Source organism: Portibacter marinus, from assembly GCF_021533195.1.
In the GTDB taxonomy this organism is placed as follows: Bacteria; Bacteroidota; Bacteroidia; order Chitinophagales; family Saprospiraceae; genus Portibacter; species Portibacter marinus.
Window position 1 is genome coordinate 743,972 of the sequence record NZ_JAJNKB010000002.1, and the last position, 24,900, is coordinate 768,871.

General features: G+C 40.2%; 17 protein-coding genes. 14 read left to right on the top strand and 3 right to left on the bottom strand.

Going from position 1 to position 24,900, the window contains the following annotated elements; translation table 11 throughout:
• Positions 1 to 314 precede the first annotated feature (314 nt).
• The 5 genes from L2567_RS07240 (at position 315) to L2567_RS07260 (ending at position 7,879) form a co-directional block, all read left to right on the top strand.
• Positions 315 to 3,431 (top strand): SusC/RagA family TonB-linked outer membrane protein, encoded by a 3,117-nt coding sequence (locus tag L2567_RS07240; protein ID WP_235297082.1) that lies wholly within the window; start codon positions 315 to 317, stop codon positions 3,429 to 3,431.
• 54 nt (positions 3,432 to 3,485) lie between these two features.
• Positions 3,486 to 4,940, top strand: coding sequence for a SusD/RagB family nutrient-binding outer membrane lipoprotein (locus L2567_RS07245; protein ID WP_235297083.1), 1,455 nt, complete (start codon positions 3,486 to 3,488; stop codon positions 4,938 to 4,940).
• An 88-nt stretch (positions 4,941 to 5,028) separates the two neighbouring features.
• Positions 5,029 to 5,721, top strand: coding sequence for an MORN repeat-containing protein (locus tag L2567_RS07250; RefSeq protein WP_235297084.1), 693 nt, complete (start codon positions 5,029 to 5,031; stop codon positions 5,719 to 5,721).
• Between the two features lie 66 nt (positions 5,722 to 5,787).
• Positions 5,788 to 6,771: a carbohydrate-binding family 9-like protein gene (locus L2567_RS07255; protein WP_235297085.1), complete on the top strand. Its 984-nt coding sequence runs from the start codon at positions 5,788 to 5,790 to the stop codon at positions 6,769 to 6,771.
• Position 6,772: 1 nt separating this feature from the next.
• The gene (locus L2567_RS07260; RefSeq protein ID WP_235297086.1) at positions 6,773 to 7,879 is read left to right on the top strand and encodes a family 10 glycosylhydrolase; all 1,107 of its coding nucleotides are present in this window, start codon (positions 6,773 to 6,775) and stop codon (positions 7,877 to 7,879) included.
• Between the two features lie 6 nt (positions 7,880 to 7,885).
• Here L2567_RS07260 and L2567_RS07265 read toward each other — a convergent pair whose 3' ends face one another.
• Positions 7,886 to 8,977 (bottom strand): substrate-binding domain-containing protein, encoded by a 1,092-nt coding sequence (locus L2567_RS07265; RefSeq protein ID WP_235297087.1) that lies wholly within the window; start codon positions 8,975 to 8,977, stop codon positions 7,886 to 7,888.
• Between the two features lie 154 nt (positions 8,978 to 9,131).
• Here L2567_RS07265 and L2567_RS07270 point away from each other — a divergent pair, with 154 nt between their 5' ends.
• From L2567_RS07270 to nagB, 5 genes are read left to right on the top strand one after another with little or no spacing between them, the layout of a single operon-like run.
• On the top strand, positions 9,132 to 11,486 hold the full coding sequence (locus L2567_RS07270) for a PSD1 and planctomycete cytochrome C domain-containing protein (protein WP_235297088.1): 2,355 nt from the start codon (positions 9,132 to 9,134) through the stop codon (positions 11,484 to 11,486).
• Positions 11,483 to 12,955, top strand: coding sequence for a DUF1501 domain-containing protein (locus L2567_RS07275; RefSeq protein WP_235297089.1), 1,473 nt, complete (start codon positions 11,483 to 11,485; stop codon positions 12,953 to 12,955). Before L2567_RS07270 ends, L2567_RS07275 begins: the two co-directional genes overlap by 4 nt.
• Positions 12,956 to 13,007: 52 nt before the next feature.
• Positions 13,008 to 14,048, top strand: coding sequence for a 6-bladed beta-propeller (locus L2567_RS07280; protein WP_235297090.1), 1,041 nt, complete (start codon positions 13,008 to 13,010; stop codon positions 14,046 to 14,048).
• Positions 14,049 to 14,050: 2 nt separating this feature from the next.
• Positions 14,051 to 16,066 carry a c-type cytochrome domain-containing protein gene (locus L2567_RS07285; protein ID WP_235297091.1) on the top strand — a complete coding sequence of 672 codons (2,016 nt, stop codon included), beginning with the start codon at positions 14,051 to 14,053 and terminating at the stop codon, positions 16,064 to 16,066.
• Positions 16,067 to 16,071: 5 nt separating this feature from the next.
• On the top strand, positions 16,072 to 17,988 hold the full coding sequence (nagB, locus tag L2567_RS07290; RefSeq protein ID WP_235297092.1) for a glucosamine-6-phosphate deaminase: 1,917 nt from the start codon (positions 16,072 to 16,074) through the stop codon (positions 17,986 to 17,988).
• Here the strand turns inward: nagB and L2567_RS07295 are convergent.
• Positions 17,969 to 18,721 (bottom strand): hypothetical protein, encoded by a 753-nt coding sequence (locus L2567_RS07295; RefSeq protein ID WP_235297093.1) that lies wholly within the window; start codon positions 18,719 to 18,721, stop codon positions 17,969 to 17,971. The two genes, nagB and L2567_RS07295, sit on opposite strands and share 20 nt — an antisense overlap.
• A gap of 83 nt (positions 18,722 to 18,804) precedes the next feature.
• Here L2567_RS07295 and L2567_RS07300 point away from each other — a divergent pair, with 83 nt between their 5' ends.
• Complete coding sequence (locus L2567_RS07300) at positions 18,805 to 19,860, top strand: hypothetical protein (RefSeq protein ID WP_235297094.1); 1,056 nt, start codon at positions 18,805 to 18,807, stop codon at positions 19,858 to 19,860.
• Here L2567_RS07300 and L2567_RS07305 read toward each other — a convergent pair whose 3' ends face one another.
• Positions 19,861 to 20,478, bottom strand: coding sequence for a DUF937 domain-containing protein (locus tag L2567_RS07305; protein WP_235297095.1), 618 nt, complete (start codon positions 20,476 to 20,478; stop codon positions 19,861 to 19,863). It abuts the gene before it with no gap.
• A 222-nt stretch (positions 20,479 to 20,700) separates the two neighbouring features.
• On the opposite strand from L2567_RS07305, the gene L2567_RS07310 reads away from it, so the two are divergent.
• The 3 genes from L2567_RS07310 to L2567_RS07320 all read left to right on the top strand — a co-directional run bounded on the left by L2567_RS07310 (position 20,701) and on the right by L2567_RS07320 (position 24,851).
• Positions 20,701 to 21,501 (top strand): DUF4412 domain-containing protein, encoded by an 801-nt coding sequence (locus L2567_RS07310; protein ID WP_235297096.1) that lies wholly within the window; start codon positions 20,701 to 20,703, stop codon positions 21,499 to 21,501.
• A gap of 93 nt (positions 21,502 to 21,594) precedes the next feature.
• Positions 21,595 to 22,686, top strand: coding sequence for a DUF2911 domain-containing protein (locus L2567_RS07315; RefSeq protein ID WP_235297097.1), 1,092 nt, complete (start codon positions 21,595 to 21,597; stop codon positions 22,684 to 22,686).
• Between the two features lie 131 nt (positions 22,687 to 22,817).
• Positions 22,818 to 24,851 carry a transketolase family protein gene (locus L2567_RS07320; protein ID WP_235297098.1) on the top strand — a complete coding sequence of 678 codons (2,034 nt, stop codon included), beginning with the start codon at positions 22,818 to 22,820 and terminating at the stop codon, positions 24,849 to 24,851.
• Positions 24,852 to 24,900: the final 49 nt, after the last annotated feature.

Here is a 24,900-nt window from a genome sequence, read left to right on the forward strand (position 1 = left end):
GTAATATTCAAAGATTTTACAAGATCAATTGTGTGCTCATCTGCTCATTTGGACTTTCACAATCTAAAGCCTTATGCATATCATGTTGTGTTCTTTAATGACTTCTGAAGGCCAGTCGATTACATTATATTGACGATATAATTAAGGCTGAGATTTCGTTTGGCAGATTAAATAATCTCAAAAATAAAAGGCGGTGTGTACGTACACAATTCCGTTAAATTACTATATTTAGCAAAGAATTTTGATGAAATTGCCAATAAGTTGGTAAGAATCAAATACTTAAATATGAAACTTTCACTGAAAAAATTAATTGTATGAACAAACGTTTATTAACCATGTGTATGGTTCTGTTTAGCTTCGTTTTTATGCAAGCTCAACAAACCGTCACTGGAACAGTAACTGGCACAGATGGCTTTCCGCTTATAGGAGCAAATGTGACAGAAAAAGGTACCACCAATGGTACAGTTACCGATCTTGATGGCAATTTTTCCCTTCAAGTACAAGATGGCGCTACTATTGTAGTATCTCTCATTGGTTTTGAGGCTGCTGAATACTCTGTGGCAGGTCAGACCAACTTTGATATTACATTAGAAGAAGGTGTCGCACTTGATGAAGTAGTGGTGACAGCTCTGGGCATTACCAGAGATAAAAAAGCCCTGGGATACTCTGTTACAGAGGTCGATGGAGGTGATTTTACTGAGGCAAGAGAAAATAATGTCATTAATTCCCTGGCTGGTAAGGTTGCGGGTGTAAATGTAACTTCTGCCGCTACCGGTCCCGGAGGAAGCTCTCGTGTAATCATTAGAGGAAACACAGCCCTTGATCCCAACGCTAACAATCAGCCTCTTTATGTTGTTGATGGTGTTCCTATCAACAATGACAATTTAGGCTCTGCAGGTATGTGGGGTGGAACCGATTTGGGAGATGGGATTTCTAATATCAACCCTGATGACATTGAGACCATGACTGTTCTTAAGGGTGCTTCTGCAACCGCTCTTTATGGTTCCAGAGGTCAGAATGGTGTAATTCTAATCACTACCAAGAAAGGATCTAAACGAAAAGGTCTGGGTGTTGAATACAATGGAAACTTTGTAGCTGAAACACCACTTGACTATTATACGGATCGTCAATTCCAGTACGGTTCAGGTTCTAATGGGCAAATAGCTGAGACACAAGATCAGGCATTGGCTTGGACAAGATCAAGTTGGGGTAGAAGAATGGAAGGACAGCAGGTTATTCAGTTTGATGGCTCTACTGCTCCTTACAGCTCTAACAGAGATAATTTCCAAAGCATCTATAACAGTGGTGGTACATTTACCAATACTGTTGCCTTTAATGCAGGAGCCGATAATGTTTCCTTCAGAGCATCTATGTCTGATATGCGTTCCAATGGCTTATTTGAGAACGTGAGCCTGGATAGAAATACCGTAACGGCAAGAGGAAATGCAAATTTAGGTGATAAGATAACAGTGGATGTGAAGGCCAACTATATCAATCAGAGAGCCAAGAACAGACCTGCATTGTCTGATACACCTCACAATCCAGGACACTTGACAGCGTTAGCCTCAAGTGTGGACGTTGATTTACTTAGAAATTACATTGGGGAGAACGGAGAATACATTCCTTATAGCACCAGTGCTTTTAGAGTCAATCCATACTGGGGTGTTTACAATCAGTTTAACGGAGATACCAGAGACAGACTTATTGGTCATGTTTCGGCAACTTACCATATTATTGATGGTCTTTCCTTACAAGCTAAATACGGAACAGATTGGTCAACAACAAGAAGACAAACCTGGGATGGAATTGGCACACCGCACCTAAGCGGACCAGGTAGAATCAATGAAGCTGAATGGAGAATCAGGGAACAGAATCCAAGGATATTATTGAATTTCGACCGTGACATCAACAGCAACTTTTCTTTAAATTTGAATGTCGGAGGAGAGCAATGGATCAGAGACTTTGAACGACTTTCTCAGAATGGAAATGACTTTATTATTCCAGGACTAAGAACCATTGGTAATACGAAAAACCAGTCTTTAGGATATGGATTTAGTGGTAAGCAGGTGAATTCTTTGTTCGGAGCAGCATCTATTGGGTACAAAGGATTTTTATACCTGGACTTAACGGCTAGAAACGACTGGTCTTCAACGTTACCATCTGATAATAGATCTTATTTCTATCCGTCTGTTAGTACAAGTTTGATCTTGAGTGATGTGGTAGACATTGATCCCAATATTATCTCTTTTGCGAAACTAAGGGCGTCATTTGCTGAAGTGGGAGGTGATACAGATCCTTATCGTTTAGCATTGACTTACGGAATCAATGGTCAACCGGTAGATGGAAATCCTAAAGGATCGATCGCTCAAGGGCAAATTCCTAATCAGAATCTTAAACCTACCAGTACAAATTCATATGAGTTTGGAGGAGATTTCAGATTCATCAATAATAGAGTTGGCCTTGACGTTGCTTATTATAATACCATTACTTCAAATCAAATTATTGCAGTCGGTATTTCACCTACTTCAGGGTATGGTAGTGTTGTAGTCAACGCTGGTGAGATCAGAAATAGCGGAGTAGAACTTTTATTGAACGCTGATGTGATTTCCAATTACAAAGGATTGAGATGGAACTCATCATTTAATTTCGCAAGAAACTATAATGAGGTATCAGCTTTGGATGAGGAGGGTAAACTAAATGCCATTAGATTAGGGACCTCTAGACAAAGAAATACTTTTATAGAAGCTAGGTTGGGACAACCCTATGGATCAATCGTAGGATATGCCTGGGCCAGAGATGATAGTGGCGAGAAAATACACGATGAAAATGGTCTACCTGTAGCCTCTGATACCTTAAGTATTCTCGGAAATGGGATTCCAGATTGGACGGGTGGATGGACCAACACTTTTAGTTTCAAAGGATTTTCATTAAGCACACTGATTGACATCAGATGGGGTGGTGAGATACATTCCATGACCAATCTAGCTGGATACAGTTCAGGAACCCATGTCAATACCCTTGAGGGTAGAGAAGGGTGGATCGCTTCGGAAGATGCAAGAATTGCCGCTGGAGTAGAGCCCGCAGATTGGACACCAACAGGTGGACTTGAACGCAACGGTGTATTTGTAAACCCTGAGACCTATTTCGGAAGAATTGCTTCTGACATCAGTGAAGAGTTTATATATTCTGCTGACCAGATCAGATTGAGACAAATGACATTTACATACACAGTAGGTAGAGAAGTAATGGACAGAATTCCATTCACAGGATTATCTATCAGCCTTGTAGGTAGAAACTTAGGTTTCATACACAAGAAAATACCTAATGTTGATCCTGAGTCTAATTATAACAATGGTAATGCTCAAGGATTGGAGTATTCTTCAATCCCAGTAACCAGAAGTTTTGGATTAAATGTCAATGCTAAATTTTAAACAAGAATTATAATGAAAAGAATATATATAACATCAATATTATGTTTTTTGTCGATGCTCATCTTCCTCCCCGGATGTGATGATGGGTTTGATGAATTAAACATTAATCCAACTCAGGCACCTGATTTGGATCCAGCCTTCCAATTGACCTTCGTACAAATCGCTTCATCTAATAACAGATATGAATATTGGAGAGCACAATACATTTATTGTAGTACGATTATACAGCACAATGCCAGTTCATTCAGTTATTGGGCCGGAGACAAGTATAATGAAATTGACAGTTATTCCTCAGCAATGTGGGACAGTTCATATCCTAGAGATTTGAAGAATGTAGTGGACTTAGTCAACAGGACAGCAGAAGATCCTGCTCAGGCGAATTTCAATGCTGCAGCAAGGATTGTGAAAGTCTATCTATTCGGTCGTATCACTGACTTGTATGGTGACATTCCGTATTCCGAGGCTGGAAAAGGTTTCATAGACGAAATTTTCTTCCCCAAGTATGATACTCAGGAATCCATATACAATGACTTTTTCAGTGAGCTAGATGCTGCTGTTGCTCAATTCAGCGACAGTGCCCTTCCTTTACAAGGTGATATCTGGTTGGATAATGACATCTCTAAATGGAAAAAATGGGCAAACAGCCTAAAATTGAGATATGGGATGAGATTGACTAAAGTGAATCCATCTTTGGCTGAATCCATGGTTAAACAGGCACTTCAAGCCGGAGTAATGGAAAGCATTGATGATGCTCCTGTGGTCTATCATACAGAAATGGACAGAAACGGAAATACTGCCGTGATGCAAGCTGATGACAACTTTAGGTTATCAGAAGCATTTGTTTCCTACTTACAAAGTACCAATGACCCGAGATTAAGCGTTTGGGGTATGACTTATGACACAGAAGGAAATGAGCAGCCAGATGTTTCTACATGGAAGGGGTTACCAAACGGTACAGATGGTAATTCTCCTGAATTTGAAATATTAGAGCAATTCGTTCGTCATAACAGAAGTACCATTAAATCTGTGACAGCACCTTACATCCATCAAGGTTTAGCTGAGGTTAGATTCTTACAGGCTGAAGCGGCTATCCGGGGATGGGATTCAGGATCTGCAGCAGACTATTTTGCAGATGGACTGAGAGCGGGCATTCAACAAGCCAACCTGTATGACAATACATCCATATCAGAGGAGGAAACGGAAGCTTTTGTTGCCGGTAATCCTTTGGATGAAAGTAGTACGGATGCAGCATTGGAACACATAGGAACAGAACAATGGGTGAGCACCTATCTGGATGCTATGGAAGCCTTTGCAAATTGGAGAAGAACGGGTTATCCGGTTTTAACTCCTGTGGACCATGAAATAGGTCAAACAGGAGGTACCATCCCGAGAAGATTATATTATCCACCAAGTGAGCTTGGAGTAAATCCAAACTTTAAGGAAGCCATTGATCGCCAATTTAATGGCACGAATGATTTGACGGGCAGAGTCTGGTGGGACGCCCAATAAGATTTGATTTGTACAACGCCACACCAGTAATGGTGTGGTTGTACAATTTTATATAACTAATGAGAAATTTTAAATCAAAAAAAGTTTGATGAGAGGTGTTTGTTTAGTGGTACTAATGTCAATGTTTGCTTTTGCCTTATCTGCTCAGGACTGTGAAGTTAAAGTAGAGGCGTTATCAGGATCTTATGAAGGTAAATGTCGTAAAGGTCTTGCCCATGGCAAAGGAAAGGCGATGGGAGAAGATACCTATGAAGGCAGTTGGAAGAAAGGCTATCCAGATGGTAATGGTGTGTACACCTTTGCTAATGGAAATGTTTATGAAGGCAAATTTGACAAAGGAATGAAAGCAGGTGAAGGTGTGATGAAGTTTGCAACCGACGATTTGCCCGATCTGGAAGGTTATTGGATCGATGATGAATATGCTGGAAAGGATAAGAAAGTTTACGACGTCATCGACAGATCCACTTCAATCAAGACGGTACGATTCAGAAGAATTAGTGGAGATATCAATCAGATCACCTTTAAATTTGCGAATCAGGGCAAGCCTGTGAAAGCTACGGACATCACCTTTGAATGTCCCAATGCAGTATTTGTTAATGGTACTGATTTTGAAGCCGTTTATTCTATTTCGGAGTTTCCCATAAAAGGCAACGTTAGATTTAGAGCAGCAGGATTAAGAACTGCCAATGGATCTTCGGATTACGTATCCGGTCAAGCAGAATTTGAAATTACTTTTAAGGGTGACTGGGAAGTGACCATTGAAATGAACAATAACGAATAAGAGTTGAATTTTTTTCATGACAACAAATTGATGAGGCGGGTCGCATGGCTCGCCTTTTCTTTTATGATGATACACAACATCGGTCTATCACAGGATTGCGATAGCCTGATCTACCATACCCACCCGATTCCCTTTAAGCCCAGAATTTATAATGCCTCTTACATTTCTGAACCACCAATTATCGATGGCGTCATCGACGACGAAGTTTGGTTCGACGCTGACCTTTCAAGTGATTTTATAGATATAGAAGGAGAACTAAGGCCCTTACCTGACCTGAAAACCAACGTCAAAATGCTTTGGGATTCTACTTTTCTTTACGTCGCAGCCATCCTGGAAGAATCACATGTATGGGCTACGCTTCAAAATAAGGATGACATTATTTTTCATGACGATGACTTTGAGGTTTTCATTGATGCTGATGGTGACGGACACAATTATCACGAGATTGAAATCAATGCCTTCAATACAGTGTGGGATTTATGGATGCTTTACCCTTACTACATTGATCGAAGAAAGAACTATATTATGGAATGGGAAGCCAAACAAATGCAGACGGCTGTTCATGTGCAGGGAAGCATCAATGATGCATCTGATCTAGATGATTATTGGTCTGTGGAAATGGCCATTCCTATTGAACTGATAGGTACGCTCACAGATTATTGGAGAATAAATTTCTCAAGAGTAGATTGGGTCATGAACGTAGAAGATGGCCAGTATGTCAAGCAGAAGAATCATCGCGAAAGAAATTGGGTTTGGTCACCCACTGGTGTTATAAACATGCATAAACCGGAAACCTGGGGCTATCTGTTTTTTACTGATGCTGAGAAGCTACCTGAAGTGGAGCACTTTAAATGGCAAATGTGGCAAATGTATCATGCGATTAAGAATTTTAAAAAAAGAACCGGTGATTACCCAGGTACACTGCAATGCTTTCAAGGAGGAGAGCAATTTGAATATATGGCTTCACCTGTAGGCTTTGATTTGCTAGGGAAACATAAAAAAGAAACATGGTTACTCAACGAAATGGGAAGGATTTCTCAAGTAAAATGATATGAAGAAAAGAGACTTTTTAAAATCGGTTTCGACCATATTAGGTGGAATGAGCTTTGGTTTGCACTTTCGGTTTATTGAAAAAAAATTACCAAAGTATTGGATTTGGTTGAGGCCTGATTTCAAAACAAAGGAGGATGAATGGCATACCATCTTTGCAAAACTTAAAGCTGCTGGTATTGAAGCGGTACTTCCGCAGATTTATTCAAGCCATGAGGCCCTTTTTGAAATTGAAGGGTATACCGTAAAAGAACGATGGCTGGAGAAGATTATTCCGATTGCCCACGATCATGGCATACAGATTCACGCATGGATGTGGACAATGCCTTGCAACGATCCTCAGATTATTGAAAAACATCCGGAATGGTATGTGGTGAATCGGAAGGGTGAGCCAGCCTATAATCAACCGGCTTATGTGCCCTACTATAAGTTCTTGTGCCCAAGAAGGAATGAGGTAAGACAGTTTGTACAGCATCGAGTGAAAACATTGGCACAAATTCCAGAACTGGATGGCATCCACCTCGATTACGTCCGGATGCCTGATGTGATATTGGCAAAAGGTCTTCAACCTAAATACAACATTATCCAAGATCAGGAGTATCCTGAATATGATTATTGCTATTGTGACTATTGTAGGTCTGAATACCAAAAGCTCAGTGGGGTAGACCCTATGGACTTAGATGATCCTCAAAATGACAAAGATTGGTATGAGTTTAGATATAAAGCGGTTAATGATATGGTGAACCAATATCTGGTACCTGCTGCCAAGTCTGGAAATAAAGCGATCACAGCTGCAGTATTTCCTAATTGGCAAAGTGTTCGTCAACAATGGCATCAATGGAATTTAGACGGATTCCTACCGATGCTGTACCAGGGATTCTATAATGAGGATATTCTATGGATCGGTGAAGAAGTAGCAAAAGCCAAGCAAAGACTGGGAAATGATAAGCCTGTTTTTGCCGGAATATTTCTTCCACACATGAAAGATGACGACTTGCTCCAAGCATACCAGCATGCTGTTGAAAAAGGAGCAAATGGATTTTCAATTTTTGCCTATGGTAATTTGAATCCAAAGGACTATGAACTGATAAAGAAGATGACTAAATGAACAGGTTTATAAAACGATGGGTATCTCCTCAATCTTTCGATCTGAATAATAAGTGGCATTTTCTTTCATCACCACATCCAAGGGCAAAAACTGATGTGACACAGGGCTGATTTTTCTGATCAGGAAATTGAAAATATTAATAATTGCTAAATATCCTTGTTTGTAAGGATTTTGATTGATCAAAAAATCAATTTTTTCGTCAATAAGCAGCTGCACATTTTCATCAATGAGGTCAAAACCTACGACTTTTAGGTCCTGTCTCTTAATTTCATCCAATGCTTTAACAACTCTAAATCCTCGAGATGTAGTTACAAATATGCCCTTGATTTCAGGGTGTTCTTCCAATTGTGCCTTAAAAAATTGACGGAGTCCGCTTTGATGATAAGGATTGGCAAAGTGGCTTGTTACTACTTCTATACTTTTAGAGGGTAAGGCACTGAAAAAATCTTTAAAACCTTGCTCTTTGTCAATCAAGTGTTGAGAATTATAGACCAATTCTTCCAGATGGGTAATCATAACTTTTTGTCCATCCTCCACTCCGAATGCAAGGAGTTTGGCCCCTAATTTTCCCGAGTGGTAGGAATCCTGACCGATGTAGCAAATTTGATGCTCGAATTCTGTATTAAGTAAGGTATTGATTTGAACGAAGGGTGTATTATTGAGCTCCAGACATTCCAAGAAAGACAAACTTTGCTCCGTAAATATTGGAGTAATAATAACCGCCTCGTATTGACCTTCCAGAATCAAATTGCATTGATGGTGGAAATCCTTTAAATCGTTTTCGTAAAATTGAAAAAAGTCCACAATGATGCCATAGTCTTTAACTGCTTTCAAAGCATTTAAGATCCCTTCTTTTGGTTGAGACCAAAATTGGTCATGATCATCTCTGGGCAGAAGTGCGGCTATTTTCCAATTCTTATTATAGGCTAGGATGCTTGCTAAAACATTTGGGCTATAGTCCAGAGATTGAAGCGCTTCTTTTACTTTGGCACGAGCTTTCGCTGAGACATTTCCCCTCTCATGCAAAACCCGATCAACCGTACCAGGAGAAACTCCAGCCTTTTGTGCAATGTCTTTTATTCTAATTCTCTGAGTCATAGCAAAGCTCAAATATAACTGGAAGTTACTAAAAATTTGTGTGCGCACACAGTATTTGGCAAATTATTCTTATTTTCGTACGGTAGCTTAATTTTACTATTTTTATGTGCGTGCAACCATGCACTGTGAAAATCAAAAAATGAAGTAATAAACGATGAAAATTCATAGGCACAATAACGTTTTTTCTCACACCACACTGTCTGAATATTGCTTCGGTACTTTGTTCATTACACTCATTTTTGCCCTATTATCAAGTTCTTGCAGTGAAGAGCGAAGTTTGAATAGAAAGGTATCTACATTTTCTGAGCGTATTCCAGACAAAATTGATTTTAATTTTCATGTGAGGCCGATATTATCTGATCGCTGTTATACCTGCCATGGACCTGATGAAGCTAAAAGGGAAGCAGGTTTGAGACTAGATACAGAGCAAGGTGCATTAACAGCCCTTGGCAAAGAACTGAACCGATTTGCCATCGTTCCGGGATCACCTGACAGTAGTACATTGGTCCACAGAATATATGCGGAGAGTACCGATGATATCATGCCACCCCCGGAATCTAATTTGACCTTGTCTCCCATTGAAAAAGAGATTTTGAAAAAATGGATTGAACAAGGTGCAGAGTGGAAGCAACATTGGGCATTTCTACCACCAGAGAATAAGGTGCCGGTGGTTAGTGATGAATTGAATTTTGTAAGAAATGACATTGATAAGTTTGTTCTGAAAAAACTGAAAGAAAATGGTTTGAGTCCAAGTCCTAGGGCTAAAGATCACTACTTACTAAGAAGAATCGCTTTTGATCTGACAGGTTTGCCTCCTACTCTTAAAGAAGTAGAAAAGTTTGAAGGTAAAGTGGATGAATATATCACGTACACGCTGAATAAGGATGCCTATGCTGAAAGAATGGCTGCAGAGTGGTTGGACCTGGCTCGGTATTCTGACACGCATGGGTACCAGGATGACCTGGAGCGTGTGATGTGGCCATGGCGAGATTGGGTCTTGCATGCTTATAAAAATAACATGCCTTATGATCAATTCGTTACCTGGCAGTTGGCCGGTGATCTCATGGAAAATCCGACACGCGAACAATTGGTTGCAACTGGTTTCAATCGCAACCATAAGATTACTCAGGAGGGTGGGGTAATTCCTGAGGAATATAGAGTAGAGTACGTTTCTGACAGAACGCAAACATTTGGTACTGCGTTTTTGGGATTATCCGTGGAGTGCGCGAAATGCCATGATCACAAATACGATCCCATATCTCAAAAGGACTACTACTCATTATATGCTTTCTTTAATTCTGTTCCTGAAAAAGGATTGATACAACCTTACGGTGCGACTCCAGAACCTTTCATTGAAATTACAGATGAAGAAATAGAGAAGACACTGACATTTATTAACAATAGAGATACAGCTACACTTATTCAGTTGATGGTCATGGAAGATATGGAGAAGCCGAGGGAAACTTATGTTTTAAATAGAGGCGAATATGATAACCCCACTGAAAGAGTGCACCCCCGTACCCCAGAAACAGTGATGGAATTTGGTGACCGTTTCCCTAAGAATAGGTTGGGTCTGGCTCAGTGGTTATTTGATCCAGCCAATCCAGTGACCGCCAGAGTAGCGGTCAATAGGTTATGGCAAATGGTTTTCGGCGAAGGAATCGTTTCTACTTCATATGATTTTGGAAATCAGGGGGCATTGCCTTCGCATCCTGAATTATTGGATCATCTGGCGATCAAATTTAAAGACTTCGGATGGGACCAAAAGAAATTGTTGACCTACATCTTGTCCTCCGGCACTTATCAACAATCTTCGAAATTAAATGAAGATTTATTGAGAATTGATCCTGAAAACCGTCTTTTAGCGCGATCACCACGAAAGAGAATGACAGCTGAAATGTTGAGAGATAATGCACTGGCAGTCTCTGGATTGTTAAATGAAGATTTAGGAGGACCAAGTGTTAAACCATATCAACCAGAAGGTTTATGGGCTGAAAAAACCGGCGGTGGAGGTGGATCAACAGCTAAGTATGTTCAGGATAAAGGCGAGGATGTGTATAGGAGGAGCATCTACACTTTTTGGAAGAGAACGGTGCCACCACCAAGTATGATGACTTTTGATGGAGCTTCTAGAGACTTTTGCGTTGTCAAGCGACAATCTACGACGACACCGTTGCAAGCCCTGGTCATGCTGAATGATCCTCAAATTATTGAAGCATCGAAAGTACTTGCCTTGAATTTGTATCATGAAACTAAAGAAGTGGAGACACAGATTACCAGTGCTTTTTATAAGATTACCAGCAGAAAACCCAGTAGCGATGAATTATCTCAACTGAAGGATTTGTACTTCGAAAATCAAGAGGACTTTAAGACTGGCAATAAGACCCAGGAACTACTTTCAGTGGGCCAATTTGATATCGCCGATGATCAAGCAACTCCTGAGTTAGCAAGTCTGACCTCTGTTATATTGACTATTTTTAATCTGGATGAATCAATTAGTCTATCATGAGTGAAAAGAAAATCATAAGTGAAAGAGCTTATTCCATGAATAGGCGCAATTTCTTGTCAAAGACGAGCATTGGGTTAGGAGTAGCATCTTTGTCCTCATTATTGGGTATGAGTTTTTTAAAAGCCGGGGAAAATGAGGTCATCAAATCGGCGATCAATAATGGTATTCCTCACTTTGCACCAAAAGCAAAGCGAGTTATCTACTTATTTCAAAGTGGTGGTCCATCTCAATATGAATTATTTGACCATAAGCCCTTATTACGAAAAATGCAGGGACAGGACTTACCTGAATCTGTCAGAAACGGTCAAAGACTGACGGGAATGACCGCATTTCAGGAAAGTTTTCCATTGGCAGGCTCCCAATTTGATTTCAAAAAATATGGCAAGGCGGGTATTGAAATGAGCAGTATCCTTCCCTACACTTCAAAAATTGCTGATGATATCTGTGTTATTCGATCAATGTACACAGAAGCCATCAATCATGATCCGGCCATAACCTTTTTTCAAACTGGATCTCAACAGCCGGGCCGACCCAGCATTGGATCTTGGTTGAGTTATGGCCTTGGAAGTGAAAATGAAAACCTGCCCAATTTTGTCGTGCTACTTTCCAGAGGAACAGGAAGAGTCGCAGGACAACCCTTGTATTCAAGGTTGTGGGGTAATGGTTTTTTACATTCTCTGCATCAAGGCGTTCAGTTCAGATCCGGTAAAGATCCTGTACTATATCTCAACGACCCTGATGGAATGTCTCGTGAGGGGAAAAGAAGAATTTTAGACAAGCTCGCAGAACTAAATCATCAGCAATACGAAGATTTTGGAGACCCGGAGATCACCAGCAGGATCGCGCAATATGAAATGGCTTACAAAATGCAAACCTCCGTTCCCGATGTGATGAATGTTGAGAACGAGAGTGATGCGACCTATAAGATGTATGGACCTAATTCTACTGTTCCCGGAACCTTTGCAGCCAATGCATTGCTGGCTCGAAGACTCATTGAAAAAGATGTGCGCTTCGTACAGCTCTATCATATGGGTTGGGATCAACATTTCAACTTACCTGAAGCCATAAAAAAGCAAGCTGAGGATGTGGATCAGGCTTCAGCAGCATTGGTCATGGATCTCAAGCAAAGGGGCCTTCTGGATGAAACGCTGGTCATCTGGGGTGGCGAATTTGGACGAACCAATTATTCGCAAGGTAAGATTACAGATAATTCGTATGGAAGGGATCATCATCCACGAAGTTTTTCTATTTGGATGGCAGGCGGAGGAATAAAACCAGGTATGGTTTACGGTGAGACAGATGAGTTCGGGTATAATATTATTAAAGATCCCGTTCATGTTCATGACTTTCAGGCCACCATGCTACATCTATTAGGGATAGATCATGAGAGACTGACTTACAAATATCAGGGAAGAAGATTTAGATTGACAGATGTTCATGGACATGTCGTCAATGATTTATTGGCATAGAAGTGAATAGAACGATAAGGTTTACGTTAACCACTTCACAATTAAATGATAAATGCAACGAAGAAATTTTATTAAGACTTCAGTGGCTTACAGCGCAGGTGCTTATACACTGATGAATTCAGGATTGTTAAATGGAAAATTAGGTATGTATAAGGACATGGTACTTGGCCACGGAGATTTTCAATATAAGATAGACATGCACTGGGGCGCACTGAATGCTCAACAGGTTCCGGTGAAAAATTGTCATGAAATGGTTCAGGACAGCCAGGGGCGCATTATTTTGCTGACGGATCACACTCAAAACAATGTCATCATATATGACAAGTCTGGTAAATTGATTGAGACCTGGGGTACGGAATATCCGGGAGCGCACGGACTTACGATCAATAATGAAGGAGGCGAGGACTTCTTATATATCTGTGATAACAATTTGCACTGCCTTATCAAAACTGATTTAAAAGGCAGGGAAATATTCAGGTTACCCTATCCGAAGGAAACGGGACTCTATGAAGACGAATCCAAATATGTTCCTACCGAATCAGCGATCGCTGCAAATGGAGATATCTATGTAACCGATGGTTATGGATCTCAGTACATTATTCAGTATGATGCGAAAGGAAATATCATCAGAACATTTGGTGGAAGAGGGGAAGGTGAAGAATATTTTGATAACTGTCATGGTATTGCTGTAGATACAAGGAATGGAAAAGAGGAGCTTATGATAACCGCTCGACAGCAAAATAAATTCAAACGATTCTCTATGGATGGAAAATTGTTGGAAGTAATTAATTTGCCGGGGGCCTTTGTTTGCAGGCCAGTCATTCATGGTGATGAACTTTATGTTGCAACCATATGGTCTGAAGACAAGCGTGCCAATTCAGGGTTCGTCAGTATACTCAATAAAGAGAATAAGTTGGTTTCTGCACCTTGTGGTTCTTTGCCTACTTACACTGACGGCAAGTTACAACCGATGAAACAGGAAAAACCGATTTTCCAGCATCCACATGATGTATGTGTAGATGATGATGAGAACATTTATGTAGCTCAATGGAATTCTGGCAACGTTTATCCCATAAAATTACTTAGGGTCTAGTAATGATTGAACTTTTAGGTAGACTTCATCCTCTTGTACTGCATTTACCTATTGGAATACTTGCACTGGCCTATATATTAGAAGTCTATGCACGTTTTTCGAAGGATTCAATCCATAAAGTACAGTCCGTCATCTTACTATTCTCAGGGATATCTGCAACTGTTGCCATCCTTACAGGATTATTATTGATTCGGAGTGGTGACTACAGTGGAGCATTAGTAAATAATCACAAGTGGGTAGCTATTGCCCTGGGAGTAGTGACCTGGACCCTATACTTTCTACAACTTTCATCTCTGAAACACACTTACCACTTCATGATGGTAAGTTCTGCTGTATTGCTTGGTGTGACTGGTCATCTGGGAGGAACAATCACCCATGGAGAAGATTTCTTGTTTAAAAAAAGTGGGCCCGAGGTAAGACCAGACATAGAAGCAGCAGTTTTATATAAAGATATCATTCACCCTATTTTTGAAGACAAATGTATTTCATGTCATAATCCGTCTAAACTAAAGGGAGAATTGGACATGAGTGAAGTGACTGCGCTATTAATGGGGGGTGAAGATGGAAAAGTTATTTTACCAGAGAACCCACTTGAAAGCCCGCTATGGAAACACATTAATTTACCGCTCTCTGACGATGAGCACATGCCTCCAGATGGTAAAGATCAATTAACGCAAGAAGACCTTGAACTGATTCATTGGTGGTTAAAATCAGGCGCTAAATTTGATCGTTTGGCCAAAGAAACAGAGGGTTTTGCAAACTATGAATCTCAATTAGAAAAGTATCTGGCACCACCAGAGGTCGATATTTTTGCAAAGGTAGAACAGCCGGACTCTAGTGCACTGCTAAAACTACAGAGTAAGGGGTACTCACTATACCCGACTCATAACGGAAGTTCCGCTGTTTATGTCAATTTATCAGGTAAAGATGACCTTACCAAAAGAGATATAAAGGCTTTTTACAAAATAAAACAGAATGTCGCTCACCTCAATCTTGCAAATTCGGGCATAAACAATGAAATGTTGAATTTGCTGAGTAAGTTTAAGCATATTCGTAAGCTTGAGTTACAAAATACATCGATCGGTACAGAAGGGCTGAAAAAATTAAAGGACTTTAAGTATCTGGAGATCCTTAATTTATATAATACGAAGGTTGATTCCGGAGCTATAGATAAGTTGACTCATTTTCCTCAACTTAGAACGGTTTATGTGGGAAAAACAGACATGAATCCAGAACAGCTGGACCAATTGTACCATTTGTTGCCCAGACTAGAAGTAATCGGGGATGTAGGCACAGACCTCTTTAAAGATGCCGCTCTTCGATCACCGGTGATCGAAGCTGATAGCGAAATATTTCAGGATAGCGTGGAAATTTCACTTGTACTTAATTTTAAGGATGTCGACATCAAGTATATCATCAATGACGGGGACACTGTGGATTATACGGGCCCCTTTGTTATTTATGAAACTTCTGAGATCAAAACATTGGCACAAAAAGAAGGCTGGAAAAGCAGCGAAGTCAATTCAAAGAATTTTATTAAAAAGGGTTTGGATATTGCGAATATCAACCTAAAAAATAGGCCACACGAACGATATAGTTCATTCGCAAAGAAGGTTTTAATTGATGAGAAAGTGGGAAGTGATTTATTTAGTGATGGGGCATGGGTCGGCTATGAAGGAGAACATGCCAGCATGGTTCTTGAACTGCAAGAAGCTACTGAGGTTTCCAATGTTACTGTAGGCGTATTGGAAGCAACCGGCAGTTATATTTTCTATCCCAAGGCCTATGAAATAAGCATTTCTGAGGATGGAAAGAATTTCAAGAAAATGGTCTCGCAAGATTATGCAATCGCGAAAGGACCTTCGCAAGCAGGGAGAAAAAATATGACCTTTAATTTTGCTCCTTCTAAGGCCAAAAGTATAAGGCTGGACATAAAATCACATTTGGTCAATCCCGAATGGCATGCTGCACCAGGAGCAAAGAACTGGATATTTATAGATGAAATAATAATAAACTAAACTTGATGAAAGTAAACGAAAAAATGCTCAAAAGGAATGAAAATATTCCGACCAGGATTTTTGATAGTGCTAGCGAGGCATCGCGAAAAGTCGCTGAAGAAATCGGTGAGCTGATCAAAGCAAAACAAGCTAAGAACGAAAATTGTGTTTTGGGGCTTGCAACCGGTTCTACGCCCGTCGGTGTGTATAATGAACTAATTAATTTACATCAGGAAGAGGGATTAAGTTTTAAAAACGTCATCACTTTTAACCTGGATGAATATTATCCCATGAATCCCGACGAGCTACAAAGTTACGTGCTTTTCATGGACGAGCACCTTTTTAACCATATTGACATCCCGCGTGACCAGATCAATGTACCAGATGGGACCATACCTCGAGAAGAGGTTTATGAGTATTGTGTTGCCTATGAAAAGAAAATACAAGATGCAGGTGGTTTAGATCTTCAGATTTTAGGGATCGGGCGAACAGGACATATAGGATTTAATGAGCCGGGATCAGGTGAAGAATCAGAGACCAGACTCATCACCCTGGACCATATGACGATCATGGATGCAGCGAGTGATTTCTTCGGTGAAGAAAATGTTCCTACTAAAGCCATCACGATGGGAGTTGGAACTATAATGAAGGCAGATAGGGTGGTACTTATGGCATGGGGTGAGGGTAAAGCGCCTATTATTAAAAAAGCTTTGGAGGGGCAGGTTACGGATAAGATTCCAGCCACTTATCTTCAGAACCATCCCAATGCGGAATTTATTTTAGATGAAGGTTCTAGTGCTGAACTAACCAGGGTGAAGACACCATGGTTGGTAAGTTTTATCGATTGGAATGATGAAGATGAAATCAAACGAGCGGTTTGCTGGCTGAGTCAGAAGTTGAAGAAACCCATCCTGAAATTGACCAACAGAGACTATTCAGACAATGGAATGGCAGATTTAATCACTACTTACGACTCCTCCTATAATATAAACATCAAAATTTTCAATGCACTTCAAAATACCATTACTGGTTGGCCGGGAGGTAAGCCAAATGCTGATGATTCCAGACGACCTGAGCGTCGAGAACCTGCTCGTAAAAGGGTGATTTTATTTAGTCCGCATCCTGATGATGATGTCATTTCTATGGGAGGAACCTTTTCAAGGCTTGCTGAACAAGGTCATGATGTTCACGTAGCCTACCAGACATCAGGGAACATAGCAGTTTTCGATGATGATGTGGTACGTTTTGCAGACTTCGTCAATGACTTCCACTCCTTTTTTGATATGCCACAACAAGAGGTACAGCAGTTGTTCGATGGTGTAAGAGAGGATATTCAAAATAAGAAGCCAGGTATACCTGATTCAGAGCGAGTAAAAAAGATCAAAGGTCTGATCAGAAGAGGAGAAGCTAAAGCTGGAGCGCGTTATGTGGGAATCCCGGATTCAAATATACATTTTCTGGACATGCCATTTTATGAAACCGGTACTGTCAAGAAGAAAGATCTGTCTAAAGAGGATATCGACATTATCAAGGAGTTGTTTAGGAATATTAGACCTCACCAGGTTTTTGCCGCTGGAGACTTATCAGATCCACATGGAACGCATCGAACTTGTCTGAATGCTATTTTACAAGCGGTTGATGAGTGCAAGGGGGAACCTTGTCTGAGCGATATGTATCTATGGCTGTACAGAGGCGCATGGCAGGAATGGGAGATTCACGATATAGATATGGCCGTACCATTAAGCCCTGATGAATTATTGAAAAAAAGAAGGGCTATTTTCAAACATCAGTCTCAGAAAGACAGAGCGATGTTTCCCGGAAATGATGCGAGAGAATTCTGGCAAAGGTCTGAAGATAGAAACAAGAATACGGCAAGAATTTACGACGAATTGGGTTTGGCAGAATACGAGGCTATCGAAGCCTTCAAAAGATATTATTATTGATCATTGAAGCCATTTGGTCTCGCTTTCTTTCCTGATGAGAAATATAGTAACCTATACCCAAGTGAAAACTTCGAAACATGTGCAGGGTATCGGCAAATAGTTTAGAATTCATCTGATCATTTAGTGGAATAGCTGGGTCTTCGTGAGTGGCATATATTTGATTGATGCTTAGCGCCTCAAATGGCATTTTGATGGTAGCGATAATCCTGTTATTAATGTTGTAGGTAAATCTAGGTATAATGTTCATGGCCATTTCATAACTGGTGAAGTAAGCCGGATGCCTGTCTATTTCAGTGGGAGTATAGCGGTTCCAGGTATATCTTGGATCCAGCGAACCAGCAATGCCCAATAATAATTTAGGATGGTTAGGGACCTTCCAGTCTCTTCCGTACTCTAACCTGAAATGGAAATCACCTTGTCTTAGTAGATATGGAACGGGCATTCGATCTACCAATCCTAAGTAAGTACTTCTGGGAATACCGTTAAAATGTTTAAAAGCTATCATGATCTCAAACGATTTCCCTTTTTCGTTTTCACTTCTATAGGTCAATCCTATCTGAGGCGATTTTGGAGCGATTAATTGTACGCTTGGATCTGTCGGAAGGTCAAAGATCTTGTGGAAGGCGTAATTATTATTGGATTCTGTTATATTAAAAAGGACTGCTTGATTTTTTTGAGCTTGGGTCGTCAAGATGCCCATTAGCAAACAAGTGATGAAATAGATTTTCTGCATGTTTTTCGTCGGATATAAAAATAAAACGCCTTGAAACTGTGGTTATTACACAACTGGTTTAATTATTGCTTTTTTTTAAAGAGATGAGAGGGAATAAACCATCCAAGAAGAAAGTTGCATTTCCGGTATCCAAACAGTTTGATACCTATCTTAAAAGTTACAATCGATTTTTAAAGTTGCCTATACAATATGATGATATGGATAGGTCTATAGGAGGCTTTGAACTTATGGATATGGATGGCAATGACACCCTATGGAAGACACTTATATATGATGAAGCAGAGCGCCAGGAATTACATGATCATCTGTGTGAAATATACGCTTTGCTCAAAACGGATGGGGACTTAAAAGTCATAGAACACCTCAAGGTCGATCGCATTGATTTTTGTATTTTCGGTAATACACATCCCTATAGAGTGCGTATAATCAACAGATTGAATGATAATTATGATCATTTTTATATCAAGAAAATAGACGCTTCCAGGATTTATGGATTAGAATTAGAGGACCTGCTATCACCCAATAGGATTAGTTTTTTATATGATCGAGATACCTTGATTGAGGAGCATATCGCGGGAATTCCGGGCGACGACTTTATGAAGCGGAATACCAAAGTGAGCAACTTTGATCAGATCAGAATTGCTAAGGAATTTATTAAGTTCAATGAACGATGCTTTGTCAGATTACTAGGAGACATGCGTTCCTATAACTATATTGTAGATATTACTCCGGATATTGATGGGAATCAATATCGGATCAGAGCCATTGATTTTGATCAACAATCATATGAAGGGAGAAAAAACTTCTACTTACCTCAATATTTCAAGGAGAATAATGCGATTATAAAACTGGGACTCAATCATTTAGGTACAGAAACGGTCACCCAATATCAGTTTGAAGAACGATCGCTTATTACAAGGAGGGCTAAAACCTCAAGTGTAAGACTGAATAAGCTATTAAAATGTATGATCGCTGACAAACTGTCTTTTGACTATAAAATAGACCAGCTCAAATTCGAGCTGGCCTCGCATCATAAGACGCATATTTTTGATCACTGCGATTCCATGGGGGAATTGGTTCTGGCAAACCTGAAGTTGGTCCTTCAGAAAGAATTCAAGCAGAGTATCTTAAAGTTGTGACTATCTTCTATTTTTTAGAAAACCACCAAGCATCTTCATGCCCATTCCCGCTACATCATCCATGACACTTCCGTCACCATCTGCATCCAGGACTTGTTGAAAAATACTTAATTCCTCTCTTTGTGGCTTTGCTTCCTGAACGGACCGATTTAAAAAGTCAAAAATATTGTTTTGATTAACCTCGTTTTGTGATCGCGCTTTTCCCAGACTTCCCATTACTATAGGTGCCAACATTTTCAATAGCGTAGCTGATTTTAAAAAGTCTAATCCAGATCCTTTGCTTAGTGCTGCCACGATTCCGTTCGTATTATTTCCGAGTAGGTGGTCTAAAATACCCAGGCCATTGACTGTTCTAGAATTTGTAGGTTGTGAACGACCTACCACCAATCCGAGGACATCGTTAAGAATACTTCCGTCATGATCCCTGTCAAGTGCTCCTAGCAAACTAGAGGCTTGAGATTCATTTTTAGTGTTTTTAGAGAGTGCTCCCACGATGGCTGATACAGCTCCTTGCGCTGCGGCGGCGGTAGTGTCTTCATCAGCCCTGATTTGCTTGCTAAGTGCAGAGATTACTTCAGGAGTCATTTGTTTCTGAATGATGTTAAAAAGATTATCCATGTTTGTAATTATTTGTTAAATGTACAGTTCATTTTGAAAAAACATATTGTCAAACTGTAATTTCGATATATTATTTGTTAAAATAGGTAGCGAAAAGTATAAAACTGATTTTTTTTACAAATTCAATGTTAACTTCTACATAAAAACATTGACATAAATAAAAAACAAAGAGCAATGAGATTTACTTACACACTAATTATGATTTTTTCAATTCAAATTTTAATGGGTCAAACAGACCCTGTGGGAAAAGTCATTCGCAAAGCAGAACGAAAAGTTGCGGACAGGATCGTAGAGAAGACCGCTGAAGGCATTTTTAATAAAATTTTTGGATCAGATAGCACAAAAACCACGAAAGACAAATCGGTCAAGACTGATTCTACGGTTACTGCTGATAGTGAACCCTTCGGTGGGCTGTTTTCGGCCAAGAAAGTGGATAGAGAATATCATTTTGACCTTACTTTGGATATGGTCATTAAAACAGAAGACAAAAAAGGAAAAGGAGATCCTATTAATATGAAGATGCATTATAGTCAGGACAGTGCCTATATAGGCACAGAAATGGAGTCTGCTATAAATATTATGGATTTTACGAACATGAAAAATTACACGATTGTGGGTGGAAATGTCACTTCACTTGATTTACAGAAGGTCATGGATAAGGCTAATCGACAACAAGACAAGAAAGAGGAGGAGGTAGATTACACTTTCGAAAAAACAGGAAGGAAGGAAAATATAGCAGGCTATCTTTGTGAGGAATACAAAGTGGAATCAGATGATATGATTGGTAATTATTGGTTAGCGAACGATGTTGGTATTGATGTGGAAACCTATCAAAAGTCTTTTGCAACGAACCCTAATATCAATTTCCCTAGTGACGCCAGGGGAGTCATTCTTAAAATGAGAATGGAGGATAAAAAAGACAAGACAGTAACTACCATGGAAACCAATGAAGTGATAAAACAGGAAATCATTTACGATTTAAGTAAGTATAAAGTCACTGACCTTTCGCGATTTGGATTTTAGTAGTAGTTGTCATGTGAAGAACGATTTAAGTTTACTTGTTTTTAGTATTTTCACAGAGAGAAACTAATTTTTAAATCTTAATAACTATTAAATATGAGATCAATAGGGACGATAGTAAGTTTGCTTATCGTACTGACCACTGCCTATGCACAGGACAGTAAATGGCCTAGTCTGGATGCCAGCACAATGGATGCAGAGTATTACCCGGCAGAAGTAGCCTGGAGAAACTACTTGTCTGAGGACAAACGAAACATTACACCGAAAATGAAGGTGGTCTATTCCAGGCCAATGATGAAGGATAGAAAGATCTTTGGGAACCTGGTTCCTTATGGGGAAGAATGGAGACTAGGTGCAAATGAAGCTACTATGATTACCTTTTACCAACCTGTCGATTTTGGTGGCCAAACGGTAAATCAGGGTACTTATTCTCTTTTTGTAGTTCCAGAAGCAGGTCAATGGACTTTTCATTTGAGTTCTGAAATGGGCATTTGGGGCAGCGCAAATCGTGACAAATCCAAAACTGTAGCTTCAGCCACTGTGAAAACGGAGGACGTTGAAGAGCCCAGGGAAGCGCTTGCCATGGCCTTTCAGGAAGTAGATGACCTCACTGCCAACCTTATTGTAGAATGGGAGAAAACCAGAGCTGTATTACCGATTGCGTTTAATCCGGTCATCCTGCAAGGAATAGATGCCAGTCCTATGGATATGGCACATTACCCAAGAAATAGTGCTTTTAACAACTATGCTGAGAGCGAAGATAAAAAGGCCGATCCGATCATTCAGGTCATCTACAGCAGACCACAGAAGAATGATCGGGATATATTTGGTGGTTTGTTGAAGGAAGGTGAAGTTTGGAGAATCGGTGCTAATGAGGCCACGGAAGTTGTTTTCTACAAAGATGTGAAGATAGGAGAAAAGGAACTGAGAAGGGGAAGATACGCTATGTTTGCTGAACTGAATGGTGACACATGGGATGTGATTTTTAGCAAAGACTATCCTATATGGGGAGCAGCAAACAGGGATGAAAGTAAAGATGTGGCATCCGTTACAGTACCGGTATATCAAGAAGATGAAGTGGTGGAAGCTTTAGCGATCATATTTGAAGAAAAAAGCGAAACTTCAGCTGATATGATTATTGGTTGGGATAAAACCAGGGCAACAGTACCTGTTTCCTGGGAGAAATAAGGAATTGAATTACTGTAAAGTAAGGTAGGCCTTGACATCTCGTGTGTTGAGGCTTATTTTTTTTAGCCTTTGATTCATTAAAGTTATTGTAACTGATTGGAATCTTTATTTTTGCATAAAAACTAGAACCAATGAGCGAGAAGTCAATATCAATGAAAGCGGCAGATAATATTAGAATTTTATCTGCGGCAATGGTGGAGCAGGCCGATTCCGGACATCCTGGTGGTCCCATGGGTGGTGCGGATTTTATGCATGTCTTGTTCAGTGAATTCTTGCAATTTGATCCGAGTGACATGACCTGGTTCGGCAGAGACAGATTCTATTTGGATGCCGGACACATGTCTGCAATGCTATACTCCACAATGGCCCTGTTTGGTAAGTACTCCATGGACGATTTGAAGGATTTTCGTCAATGGAAGAGCGTAACACCGGGACATCCTGAGGTAGATTTTGAAAGAGGTATTGAAAATACTTCCGGACCATTAGGCTTAGGTCATGCCTTCGGTATAGGTTCTGCAGTTGCTGAAAGGTTTTTAGCTGAACGTTTCGGTGAAATCGTAGAGCACAAAACCTACATATATATTTCTGATGGTGGTGTTCAGGAGGAAATATCTCAGGGTGCAGGTCGAATCGCAGGGTTTCTGGGATTGGGGAATATCATTATGTTTTACGATGCGAATGAGATCCAACTTTCCACTGAGGTTGATGAAGTGACTAAGGAAGATACTGCAAAGAAATATGAAGCATGGGGCTGGCACGTGCTGACGATAGACGGAAATGATCACGATCAAATCAGAAAAGCATTAAGGGAGTGTAACGATGAAACCGGCAAGCCCAGTTTAATCATTGGTCAGACCACCATGGGCAAGGGAGTGAGGTCAGAGGATGGAGAATTATACGAAGGCGAGGTAGAACTACATGGTAAGCCTTTAGGAAAATCAAAGGCTTCCTATCAAAAAACGATTGAGGGTTTAGGAGGAGATGTCAATGATCCATTTACCATTTTTGAAGATGTAGCAAATCATTATGATCAAGTATCTCAATCCCTGAAAGAGAAGGCTGACCAAAAAAAGAGAGCCAACAAGAACTGGGCTTCGGACAATCCGGATCTTTACCAGAAATTAGAACGATTTATTAATAGGAGTCTTCCTGATATAGATTGGCGTAATATTGAGCAGAAATCCAATATTGCGACTCGAAATGCTTCGTCTGCAGTCTTATCTTACTTTGCTGACCACATTGAAAATATGATCGTTGCTTCAGCAGATTTATCAAATAGTGATAAAACCGACGGATTTTTAAAGAAAACTACTGCTTTCAAGAAAGGCGATTTTTCCGGTGCTTTTCTTCAAGCAGGTGTTTCTGAATTATCCATGGCAGCACTTGCGACCGGCATGGCTTTGCATGGTGGTGTTATACCAGTATGTGCAACGTTTTTTGCTTTTTCAGACTATATGAAACCGGCCATTAGGGTTGCTGCTTTAATGGAACAACCGGTCCATTTTATTTGGACACACGATGCCTTTAGAGTGGGGGAAGATGGACCTACTCATCAGCCTATTGAACAAGAAGCACAAATAAGGCTATTGGAAAAATTAAAAAATCATTCAGGTAACAATGCATTTGTAGCATTGCGACCAGCTGATGCTGTGGAAACAACTGTGTGTTGGAAGATTGCTCTTGAGACAACGAATGCTCCTTCTGGGCTGATTCTTTCACGACAGGATATTCAGGATCTGCCAGGTGAAAATAGATTTGATGAAGCATTGGGTGCTGAAAAGGGGGCTTACATCGTGGAGGACTGTGAAGTTACGCCCGATGTAATTCTGTTGGCCAATGGTTCAGAGGTTTCTACTTTGTTTGAAGGTGCGCAGTTGCTCAGAGATAGAAAAGAACTGAACGTAAAAATCGTAAGTGTTCCAAGTGAAGGTATTTTTAGGAATCAGTCTAAGGAATACAGGGAAAAAGTCTTGAATCCAGGTGTTCCAAAATTTGGAATGACCGCCGGACTTGCTGTTAATCTTGAGGGTTTGGTAGGAGATTCTGGTAAAGTATGGGGGCTTGAGCACTTTGGGTATTCTGCGCCATATACCGTCCTTGATGAAAAGTTTGGATATACTGGAGAGAACGTTTTTAAATGCGTTACCGAGTTATTAGATATCTAGTATCACCTTTGCTGATTTGCTTTTGAGCTAGTCTTTTGCAATACAGAAG